General features: G+C 48.7%; 8 protein-coding genes. 4 read left to right on the top strand and 4 right to left on the bottom strand.

The features are described from left to right. The 4 genes from VJ249_12300 to VJ249_12285 form a co-directional block, all read right to left on the bottom strand. A partial coding sequence (locus VJ249_12300; GenBank protein ID HKZ95341.1) for a cation-transporting P-type ATPase occupies positions 1–312 on the bottom strand: 312 nt, incomplete at its 3' end. Positions 313–394: 82 nt separating this feature from the next. Continuing rightward, a complete protein-coding gene (locus VJ249_12295) occupies positions 395–3,112 on the bottom strand; it encodes a cation-translocating P-type ATPase (GenBank protein HKZ95340.1) in 2,718 nt (905 codons plus the stop codon). 164 nt (positions 3,113–3,276) lie between these two features. Beyond that, entirely contained in the window at positions 3,277–5,232 is a 1,956-nt protein-coding gene (gene acs, locus VJ249_12290; GenBank protein HKZ95339.1) for an acetate--CoA ligase, read from the bottom strand. A gap of 131 nt (positions 5,233–5,363) precedes the next feature. Then, positions 5,364–5,996, bottom strand: a complete 633-nt coding sequence (locus VJ249_12285; GenBank protein HKZ95338.1) for an acetate uptake transporter — start codon at positions 5,994–5,996, stop codon at positions 5,364–5,366. Between the two features lie 140 nt (positions 5,997–6,136). Between VJ249_12285 and VJ249_12280 the strand changes: the two genes are divergently transcribed. The 4 genes from VJ249_12280 (at position 6,137) to VJ249_12265 (ending at position 11,481) form a co-directional block, all read left to right on the top strand. After that, a complete protein-coding gene (locus VJ249_12280; GenBank protein ID HKZ95337.1) occupies positions 6,137–8,134 on the top strand; it encodes a sodium-translocating pyrophosphatase in 1,998 nt (665 codons plus the stop codon). A 176-nt stretch (positions 8,135–8,310) separates the two neighbouring features. Then, on the top strand, positions 8,311–9,657 hold the full coding sequence (locus VJ249_12275; GenBank protein ID HKZ95336.1) for an Nre family DNA repair protein: 1,347 nt from the start codon (positions 8,311–8,313) through the stop codon (positions 9,655–9,657). 26 nt (positions 9,658–9,683) lie between these two features. Further along, the gene (locus VJ249_12270) at positions 9,684–10,736 is read left to right on the top strand and encodes a nucleotidyltransferase domain-containing protein (GenBank protein ID HKZ95335.1); all 1,053 of its coding nucleotides are present in this window, start codon (positions 9,684–9,686) and stop codon (positions 10,734–10,736) included. A gap of 28 nt (positions 10,737–10,764) precedes the next feature. Next, positions 10,765–11,481 carry a hypothetical protein gene (locus VJ249_12265; GenBank protein ID HKZ95334.1) on the top strand — a complete coding sequence of 239 codons (717 nt, stop codon included), beginning with the start codon at positions 10,765–10,767 and terminating at the stop codon, positions 11,479–11,481. Positions 11,482–11,534 lie beyond the last annotated feature (53 nt).

Raw genomic sequence — 11,534 nt, 5'->3', positions numbered from 1 at the left:
TGCACGGTACTCTTGAGTAAAACCAAGCACGGCTGAAACAAGCACTATGGCAAAGATAACTACAGCGTCAACACCGTGCCCTGTGACCAGAGAAATAATCGTGGCACCAACAAGTATCAGTATGAGGATGCTCTTGAACTGTCTGAAGAGAATCGTTAGAGGTGAGATTTTTCCTACGGCGGCTAACTCGTTGAACCCGTACTGCTTTAGCCTGCTTGCAGCTTCCTCTTGCGACAACCCTGATGTGTTAGTTTCAAGTCTCTCTAAAGCTTCAGCAACTTCACTAGCATGCCACTTCTCTTCAGCGCTCACCGAAGGCTCCTCCAAAAACGGTTTCTAGAGAATCTGCATCTATATTCAAACAATTCTTAATAAACTTAAACTCGCTCTAGGGTTAAATCCAGCGCCAGATTTTTCTTCCGTAGAATATTTCTGGCAAAATCAGCAAGCCTGTCAAAGAGGCAACTATAACGAGTCCCCATTCCAACGGGTCGTCCATCGGAACCATTCCAAACAACCCGAAGAAGGGCAGAAGAATCGTTAAAAATCCACAAACAATTACAGAGACCAGCAGGAATTTGTTAGAACGGAAACCAACCTTGAACGCATTGTGCTTTTCAGAGCGGCAGTTCCACACAACCAATAGTTCTTGCAAGGTTGCCCGCATAAACGCCATAGTTCGAGCCTGCGCCAGTTTTAGCTCCGTCAAAGGTCCAGGAAGAAGGTAATATTGCCAGAAGAATAAACCACCCGTCAAAACAAACTGCGTTGTGAAGGTGGCGATTATAGATGCGAATCTCCCATGTAGGATTCCCTCGTTTGGATTGCGTGGATGTCTCTTCATGACATCCTTTTCGGGAGGGTCCATAGTTAACGCAAGCGCAGGACCCCCATCTGTGACTAGATTCAACCACAAAATCATGCCTGCAGTAAGCGGAAGCTCTAATCCCAGCAAAGCAAAGGTGCCAATCAAGAACAACTCGTCGAAGTTGCACCGCATCAAAAAGAATGAAAATTTGCGTATGTTGTCGTATATTGTTCGCCCACCTTCGACAGCGGTGACTAGTGTGGCAAAGTTGTCATCTGCCAAAACCATGTCTGCGGCTTCTCTTGTGACGTCGGTGCCAGTAATGCCCATAGCCACGCCAATGTCTGATTGCTTTAACGCTGGGGCGTCATTGACTCCGTCGCCTGTCATAGCAACTATGTGTCCTTTCTTTTTCAATGCTCTAACTATGCGGAGCTTGTGTTCGGGAGAAACTCGGGCATAAACTGTAACGGGGTCCACTGTTTTTTCGAATTCTTCGTCGCTCATTTTGTCCAGTTCAGAACCCGTTAAAACCATGTCGCTCTTGAGCATGCCTAACTCTTTTGCTATGGCAACCGCCGTGAGTTTGTGGTCTCCAGTTATCATAACAGTTTTGATGCCTGCTTGCTGACACTTGTGGTTGGCTTCTTTGGCTTCTTCTCTCGGCGGATCAATCATCCCCATTAAACCGACAAACACCAAGTCGTTTTCAGCAACGTTTTCATCAATGTTTGCCGGGGTGTTGTCCGACAATACCTTATAGGCTACACCTAACACCCGCAAGGCGTCGCTTGCCATTTTTTCATTTATTTCAAGAATTGTTTTTCTTTCTTTGGCGTTGAGCTTCTCTGCCTCGCCGTCTTTTTGAATTTTGATGCTGCGTTCTAAAACTATTTCTGGGGCTCCCTTAACATAGACAACGAGCTTTCCCTCTGGTGTCTTGTGGACTGTTGTCATTCGTTTTCTTTCTGAACTGAAAGGCACTTCTTGCACTCGGGGATATTCTTTTTCTAAGTCTTTCCTGACCATTCCAGCCTTTGCGGCAGCTACAATTAAGGCTCCTTCCGTGGTATCTCCAATCACGTTTTTTCCGTCATAATGAGCGTTTGTGCACAGTGAACCCGCTCTCAACAGCAGGTTAAGGTCTTTATTTTCTTTAGGTTCCACACGTATGCCATTGTTTAAGAATTCACCCTTGGGTTCGTAGCCCACTCCGGTCACATCAATCATTTTGCCATTGACATATACCTTGCGCACTGTCATTTCACCCTTGGTCAACGTACCTGTCTTGTCGGAGCAAATGACGGTTGTAGCACCTAAGGTTTCAGCTGAAGACAACCTTCTGATAATTGCGTTGCGCTTTGCAAGTTCCCGAGCGCCGAAAGCAAGCGATATAGTTACAACCGCTGGCAAGCCTTCTGGAACTGCTGAAACAGCAAGAGCAACAGCGGTCATAAATGTTTTAAGAATATTTTCAAGGACGCTTGGTCCTTGATAAACTTGAAGGACAAATACCTCGTATAGCTCAAGGACAAATATGATAGCGCAAATAATCACAATTATTATTCCCAGTTTTTTCGCAAAACGTGCAAGCTTCTGCTTAAGTGGAGTTTCCTCTTCCTCAAGCGTCTGCACTATTTCCGCAATTTTTCCAAACTCAGTGCCCATGCCCGTAGACGTGATAACGGCTTTTCCCCTGCCGTAAATTACGTGGGTAGCCATGAAAATCGAATTTTTTCTATCCCCCACAGGCGCCTTCTCGTCAACAATGCCCACCCCTTTACTCACAGGGGTTGATTCACCCGTCAAAACCGCCTCATTTGTTTTCAAATTCACAGCTTCAATAGCTCTGCCATCAGCTGGGATGCGGTCGCCTTCTTCAAGAACCACTATGTCGCCTGGCACAACCTCTTTGGCTGGTATTAATACCTCTCCTCCGTCTCGCAGCACGCGAGCCTTTGGCGCTGTCAGCTTCTTCATGGCTTCAATGGCTTTTTCTGACCTATACTCTTGAATGAAACCTACAACCGAGTTGAGAACTACAATGGCTGCAATTGTGCCTGCGTCCACAATTTCTCCAATAAGGAAAGAGATTGCAGTGGCTACAAAAAGCATGATCACAAAAATGTCTTTGAACTGACCGAGAAAAATCTGCAACGGAGTTACTCTTTTCCGCTCTTTGAGTTCATTGTATCCAAATTGACTTAGACGATTTTTCGCGTCTTGCTCGCTCAAACCGGTCAGACTGGTGTTGAGAGCCTCTATCACAGCTTCCTCGTCTTTGGCATGCCACGCCGAACTCATCGTGAATCGCCTGATGTAGACATGAACCTTTATGCTAAACGTGCAACATTGCTTTAAACGTTTTTGCCTTTCAAAACCGAAGGCACAGAGCGCTTCAGCCCATCTTGTGAGGTCTCAAATCAAAAAGACTAGAAATGCGAAGAAGCAAGTAGCAGAGAGCTGAGCTACCCCACTTTTTGTTTGAGTTCGTCTACGGCTTCTGGGTTCATTAGCGTGGTTGTGTCTCCGACGGGTTCATGCTTTACTAGGGCTTTGAGTATGCGCCTCATGATCTTTCCGCTTCGAGTTTTTGGCAACGCTTCGGTCAAAATGATTCTCTCCGGTCTAGCAGTGGGTCCAATGAACTTAACAACTGTTTGGACTAGTTCGCTTTCAAGCGATGCGGACGCCTTCACGCCCTCCTTCAACGTGATGAAAGCAACTGGAACCTCGCCTTTAATGTCGTGCGGCGCGGCTACCACAGCACATTCTGCCACCTCTGGATGCTGCATCAAAGCGTTCTCAACTTCAGCCGTTGAGAGCCTGTGCCCTGCGACTTTCATCACGTCGTCAACTCGACCTGTGAGCCTTATGTTTCCCAGCTCGTCCCATCGTATAGCGCCGTCACTGGTGTAATAGAGCTCCGGACCGTACACACTCCAATACTGCGTCTTATAACGCTCAGGATCTTTGAACACGGTTCGCAGCATGCCTGGTGCAAAAGGGCTCTTCTGCACAAGGTAGCCGCCTTCACCTGAAGTTACAGGTTTACCAGCTTCGTCAAGTATATCGTGCGTTGTTCCTGGGAAGCTTCTGCCCGCAACCGTCGGTATGAAGGGGCCTATTCCTGGCAAGGAGTTGATGAGTGTTGCGCCAGTTTCGGTTTGCCACCAAGTGTCAATGACTGGGCACCTTTCGCCGCCAATATGCTTGAAGTACCACAGCCATGCATCTTGGTTGATTGGTTCGCCGACCGTGCCCAGCAGTCGCACGGTACTCAAGTCGTGTTTCTTGGGGTATTCTTCGCCCCATTTCAGTATCATTCTTATGGCTGTAGGCGCTGTGTAAAACACTGTGACACCATATTTTTCAATTATTGCCCACCATCGGTCAAAATCCGGATAATCGAGTGATCCTTCGTAGATGACGATTGTAGCGCCGTTTAAAAGAGGACCGTAGCAGGCGTATGTGTGTCCTGTAACCCAGCCTATGTCGGCAGTGCACCAGAAAATGTCGTCGTCATGAAGATCAAAGTCCCATCTCGTCGTCCAGTAGGCTACTGTCAAGTAGCCGCCTGTGTGATGCACGATGCCTTTGGGCTTGCCTGTTGTTCCGCTCGTGTAGAGAGTGAAAAGCATGTCTTCGCTGTCCATTGGTTCAGGTTCGCAGTACAATGGCGCCTTAGCCACTAAATCGTGCCACCAGTAGTCTCTGCCCTCAACCATGTCAACTTGAGCACCGGTTCTTTTCACAACCACAACATGCTTGATTGCCGTGCCCACTAAGCCTATGTCCGCTTGACTCTTAAGATCTACAACCTTGCCCCGCCGATAGTAACCGTCCGCAGTGACCAGAACCTTGGCCTCGGCGTCCTCCATGCGGTCCTTAAGCGATTGCCCACTGAAAGCTGAGAAAACTACGCTGTGAACCGCGCCTATGCGTGCGCAGGCTAACATGGCTATCTGAACTTCTGGAATCATGGGCAAATAGATGCCCACTCGGTCGCCTTTCTGAACGCCGAGGCTTTTGAGCACGTTGGCGAACTTGTTAACTTCTCGATAAAGGTCTTGGAACGTCAGAACTCTGCTTTGCTCGTTTGTAGGCTCAGGTTCCCAGATTATGGCAGCCTTGTTCTTATGCCACGTCCTAATGTGTCTATCCACAGCGTTGTAAGAAGCGTTGATCTTTCCATTCACAAACCATTTGTAAAACGGAGGATTCCACTCGTAGTCTTTCGTCCAATCTTTAAACCATTCTAGTCCTTCCTTGGACTTTGCAGCCCAAAAAGCCACGGGGTCTTTAGCTGCTTCCATGTAAATGCTCTCATCGCTTATCCAGGCCCGTTTTTTCATTTCATCAGTGGGCCAGAACACGTTCTTGTTGTTTGGGTCTTCTTTGACCCATTTGACTGGTTGTGACATTTTGTGTAATGCTCCTTTATCGTGAGCCTCTATGGAAAGCGGTCTTCACCTAATAAAATCTTCGGCAAAGATTGTCAAATCTCGAATGATTGTGGGAAAGACAGGTGCAAAATGGCTTTGGCTTACCTACTTTACGTTACTTTTCCAATTGGCAACACGGTTTTTCCATATGCTTCATTCAGGACTTCAGCAAGTGCCAGATAGACCGCGCTGAAACCGCAGATGACACCTTCAAACCCAATGAATCGGGTGAACCACTCTAGGCTTGAAGCTGTGGTTGATGTGTATGCTAGAAGCGCTGATTTGATTGCGAGTAGGAAGAAGAGCACTGCAAGGCTCATGAAAACAAATTGTAAGGTGCGGTTTGTCCCAAGCGTGCCGAAGAACATGACGAAGGTGAAGAGTCCCCACATGAAGAAGTAGGCTGCGAATGCTTCTTGGCTTGCAGTCCAAGGTGTGGAGCCGCCCAAGAAAGGCCATACTCCGCGGGCTGCAACGTCTCTTACTCCTAGCCAGTTCAATGCAACAAATGAAAGCCAAAACAGACCGTACGATGTAAAAGCTGTTGTGCCAAAGGTGCTGCCTTTCTTGTACTCGAGTATTCCCGCGACTATCTGTGCTAAGCCTCCGTAGAATATTCCCATGCCCAGTATCATGCTGTCTATTGGACCTAGTCGAGCGTTGTGAACAAAGTTTAGTAGCACTGTTGTCATGCCGAAGCCTAGCAGTCCGAGTGGCGCTGGATTAGCAAGTTTCTCACTCATTTCCATCGATTTCTCCTTAGCGCAGAAACCCAACTGAATCTGAGCAAGTAAATTTAAGCGTTGCGTAGACAATTTTCTTATATACTTGATACTAATAATGACGTTAAAAAATACGTGTGGCACCGTTGGAGAGTAGCGCAATGGACTGGTTGATTATCGCGCCTATCGGAGGCTTAGCTTCAGTCGCCGTCGCAATCTACCTGTTCTTCTATGTGAATAAACAGGACAGCGGAACTCCTAAGATGAGGGAAATCTCTGACGCAATAAAAGAAGGCGCACTAGCCTATCTCAAAAGGCAGAACAAGACTCTAGCAGTGTTCGTTATAATAATGGCTGCAATCGTCGGGATTTTCCTGGGCTACAACATGGCATTAGCCTACATGTTTGGCTCGATCTGCACGGCCGTGGCCAGTTTCTTCGGCATGTCCGCAGCAATCAGAACAAATGTTAGAACGGCTAGCGCTGCCAGAAATGGTTTGAAGCAAGCGTTTCCTGTTGCTTTCTACGGCGGAGCAGTAATGGGGCTTTCCATCGTGGGTTTAGCCCTTTTAGGGATAAGCCTGCTATATTACATTTTCAGGGACCCACAAGTCATTCTGGGCTTCAGTTTTGGCGCAAGCGCGTTCGCCTTGTTCGCCAAGGCTGGGGGAGGAATCTACACCAAAACTGCCGATGTCGGAGCCGATCTTGTAGGCAAGGTTGAAATCGGCATACCTGAAGATGATCCGCGAAACCCAGCTGTAATCGCTGATAACGTGGGCGACAATGTTGGTGACGTGGCCGGCATGGGCGCTGACCTAATTGACTCATACATTGCTAGTATCATAGCCGCTATGATACTTGGCGCAGCCACACTTACAGAAGTAGCCTACGTTACTCTACCGCTTCTAATTGCAGCGGGCGGAACACTTGCTTCTATAATGGGGATGGCTTTCATCAAAGTAGTGAAAAGAGACAATCCTGGAGCAGCTTTGAACCGGGGGACCTTCCTCACATGCTTCATATTTGCCATCTTAGCTTTCATCATAATCTACTTTCAGGGACTGGGCGACAAAGGATGGGGAATATTCTTCGCGACGATTTCGGGTCTGGTGGCAGGTGTGGTAATCGGTCTCACAACCGACTTCTTTACGTCGATCGACCGGATGCCAGTTATGAAGACTGCTGAGGCTTCTAAGACGGGTCCGGCGATAACTATACTGACAGGTTTCTCTTACGGTGTAATCAGTATAGTCCCGCCTATTATTGGAATAAGTGCTGCAATCATGGCTTCCTGGTACGTCGCTGGACTATACGGAGTGCCAAACGTTTACGGCGTTGCCATCGCAGCTGTGGGTATGCTCTCTATAGTTGGAATGATAATCTCAGCAGACGCCTACGGACCAATCGTCGACAATGCCAAAGGAATCGCTGAGCAATCAGGTCTAAAGAAGGAAGTTATCGAGGCTGCTGATAGGCTTGACGCAGCTGGAAATACTGCTAAGGCTATAACAAAAGGTTTCGCGATTGGCGCCGCAGCCCTGACCGTTCTTGCGCTATTTGTCGCGTATGCCGAGCTCGTAGGGATTCAGTCACTTAACCTGATTGATCCGAAAGTTGTGGTGGGCATTTTCATCGGAGCCATGATGCCGCCTTTGCTCTCAGCTCTGTTGATACTTGCTGTGGGAAAGAACGCCTTTCGAATGGTCGAGGAGGTTCGTAGGCAGTTTAAGGAAATCCCGGGTCTGATGGAAGGGAAGGCTAAGCCCGATTATGCAAAATGCGTTGACATCGCAGCTAAGGGCGCTCTCAAAGAGCTTGTTCTGCCCTGTGTCTTAGCCATCGTTGCTCCTATAGCGGTTGGCTTCGTTTTGGGCAAAGAAGCGTTGGGGGGTTTCCTCGCTGGCAGCATAGTCACTGGCATAATCTTCGCGTTGTTTATGGCAAACTCGGGTGGCACGTGGGACAACGCTAAGAAGTACATTGAAGCAGGCGGATTCGGCGGTGAAGGCTCAGAGGCTCACAAAGCTGCAGTCATAGGTGACACCGTGGGCGATCCATTCAAGGATACTGCTGGGCCGTCTCTCAACACAATGATTACGGTTATGACCCTAGTCGCTACTGTGTTCGCTCCATTAATAGCGTCATACGCTCTGTGAGAATAGTTCTCGAAAACTCCGGCTCTCTATGCGTAGACCGCTAGAACAAGACGAAATGCACCAATAATCCCGCAAGATTTGATAATTGCATGTACTCAATGGTTTTAAACCAAATGTCGACTCTAGTTACCTGCTGAAAGCACATGCGCAGGCTCATCGAGGCAAAGGAGACAACCTTGCCTAAGCCTTCTTCTGAGCAGAGGAATCGCTGGTTACTTGACCTTCTCGGCACCAGCAACGGCACTGTCTCCGGCGGCAATCCAGAGCACCCTGTCGTGCAATCAGTGGCTTGGGGGAAAGGCTTGTGTGTAGCCTGCAAGGGCGGCAAGTTTCTCTGCGGAAAGACTGGTTGCCCATTACTGGTTCGAGCCAAATACTACTTGAAAACCGTTCCGCTTATCAGCGGTTTAGATGTGGACGGCGCTTCTCCTCCAAGCGTTTTCATTGGCAGAATCGGCTATCCATACGTTTATGCTGGCCCCATGGTTCCACCTGTGCATGAAGACACAAGCCTCTACGATTTGCCAGAGTTCTGGTTTGGGAAATCCATGGATGAAATCGTGGGTTTTCGCTCCATGCTTGTCCGAGGCATGCATCGCGTTAACGTGTGGCAGTTTGAGGAAGCTGGTAGAATCATGGATCAGACCCGGGAACTCGCCTTGTCTGTGGATTCGGTTGATGTGGAGTTAGCTTTGGCTAAGCCGCCGCGTCGCAGTCTGATTATGGATGATGACGTGCAGCCTTTTGGTCCCTCAGCGCCTATCAGAGACCTGCAAGTTGGCAACGCTCGGTGGGATAATCATATTGAAAAGGCATACTATGACACAGACCTGAAGGCGGTGGACGCGGTTCGAACACTGTACTCTAATGATGTCTTGGTGACCAAGATTCAGCGGGCGTTCAGCGTCGGCGCGTTTGGACTTGAGAAAAACAGGCGGTTGGTGCCGACGCGTTGGAGCATCACAGCAGTTGATGACATATTGTCTAAAGGTTTGATGGCTAAAGTCAAGACGTATCCCGAAATCAATGAGTATCGCGTTTACGAGTCGCGTTATCTGGACAATATTTTTGAGGTTTTGATGCTGCCTCAAGCCTGGAGTTACGAAGCCATGGAAGCTTGGTATCCCGGCACCATCTGGAATCCCAGTGGACAAAACGTGGTCATATATTCTGATTGGGAAAGTAACGAAGGGCGAACAACGTATGCGGGTATAGGCGGATGCTACTACGCTGCACGACTGGCTGTCTGCGAGCTACTCGAGAAAGAGAGGCGACAGGCAACTGCCATAGTCTTAAGGGAGGCGCATCCCGGCTATATCATGCCTGTTGGAGTTTGGCAGGTGAGAGAGAACGTGCGCAACGCCATGCGGCAGACGCCCTTCAAGTTCAAGACTTTGGATGAAGCTCTAGGACGCATCTCACAGCAGTTTCAGATTCCACTTTCAAGATGGATACATTACAGTCGGCTGCTGCAAGACGCTTTGTATCAGAAGAGACTTACAGAGTACTTCAAGTTCACATAGAACGCGGCTACGACTGGAGTCATGAAATGAGCAAGGAAGGCAAACTGAGGCAGATGCAGGCATTAGCAGCTAAGCAATGCGAGGAGTCGATGAAGGAAAAGCATGCGATCGGCGTTTTCCTGTTTGGCTCGCTGGCTTCAGGCGACATTCATAAGGAAAGCGACATCGACTTGGCTGTTGTCTACAACACGGTTGCCGCTGACATTCAAGTGGGCAAGGAAGAAAGGAAGGTGGACGGTTTCCGCTTGGAGGTTTGGCGCTATCCTATCAAACCATTCATAAACACTTTTGAAGATGAGAAACTCAGGGACAAGGCAGACACGTGGATGTGGACTGGCCTATGGATTGAGGCTATGCAGAACGGGGTCATATTGGCTGATCCCACAAGGAGACTCGCAGATTGGAAGGCGAAGGCGAAACAGTGGAAGTGGCGTCAAAGCGAGATCAAGCCCGCCGTGAAGCAAGCTGAGAACAACGTGAACGCCGCACAACGCTATCTAACCAAACAAGATGCGTTCAGCTCGCTGATCTGCCTGCGAGAAGCCGCAACGTGCCTATCCGCTGCCTACGTCATGAAGCACGGTCTGATTCCCAGTTTTCGACCGAAAGACCTCAGCCAAAAACTCAGCCTCCTGAGAAACGCGGAAAAGCAGCTTTCAACCGTTTATGAGTTTGTAAATGACGCTGCTGATTTGGACTACAATCTTGTTGAAGGTTTGTATGTTAGACTTAAGGAGTTTGTCGACACGGAATGGGGCGCCAAGCGTCTGGGTCCAAAATCCGAGCTGGAAAACGCCAGAAGCTGGCTGAACAAGAGAAACCTAGTCGGCGCGTTGCTTTCGCTTCGTTACTCTGCTTTTTGGCTGGGCTTTCACATACTTCACAAGCGGGGACACAAGCTGCAAGCGGAAATCTGTAACGGCAAGAATCACGTGAACATGGCTGATAACTTGGCGAAGGCTATGGAATCGTTCTACACGTTTTATAGGCAGCTTCATTTCGCGGAGAAATGGGATAGGCAGCGGCTGGAAGCGGCGTCAAACCAAATTCAAGAATTGATAAACGATCAAAGGAAATGAATGAAAAAACGAGAGGGAAAGACTGCTTATGGTTGTGGAGTTGCCTGAGCGCTTTCTTGAATGGAACTATTATCCCAGACGAGAGAACGCTCAGCTGTTCCTTGAGGGCAAACACGAGCAGAACATGGACTGGTTCTTTCTGGACAGCACTCGGCATAATCCAGCCTTGTGCACTGCCTATCAGCGTCCAGACGGCTCCTTATTTGTCAACGCCAAGATCGTGGGCGCAGGCTATGTTCTGAAAACTGAGCGTTTGCCACCTGCCATTGAAGCGTTTAGGCAGCATCTCGAACACGGCGACAAGTTATTCAATGAAGCTGGAAGTGACAAGGCTGGGCTGGATGAAGCTATGCGGCAGTATCAACGGGAAGCCATGTTGCTGCTAATGGAGCATCTGTATCCGTTGAGAGAAAAAGCCCACGCGCTTGTTGACTTTACTAAGATGTCAACCATGGAGCTAGCTAAGAGTAAGCCGGGGTCGTCGAAACACACTTGGAACATAGTTCAAACTAACAGAACCGCTTGCCTGCTCTTCTATCGTCCACCCAACATCAGCTTCGAACTGCACGGCTACTTGGACATACACACACAGGGCTTGTACTACGAGTTTGTCAGCGCAGTCCACGATGCCTTTCATTACGTTCCCGTTGAAAGCCGCAAGGAACGACCTGTCTACATATTCAACGTGGAAGAAGTTTACGACAACAGCCCTACACCAAGCGCGTACGGAACAAGAATAGCATAGAAGACTGTGCGGACCGTTTAGAAGTCATTAGCGCGCGCGATGCTTGAAGAAAT

The sequence above is a fragment of the Candidatus Bathyarchaeia archaeon genome (genome assembly GCA_035283685.1).
Taxonomy (GTDB): domain Archaea; phylum Thermoproteota; class Bathyarchaeia; order Bathyarchaeales; family Bathyarchaeaceae; genus DATETJ01.
This window is presented reverse-complemented; position numbering and strand designations above follow the sequence as displayed.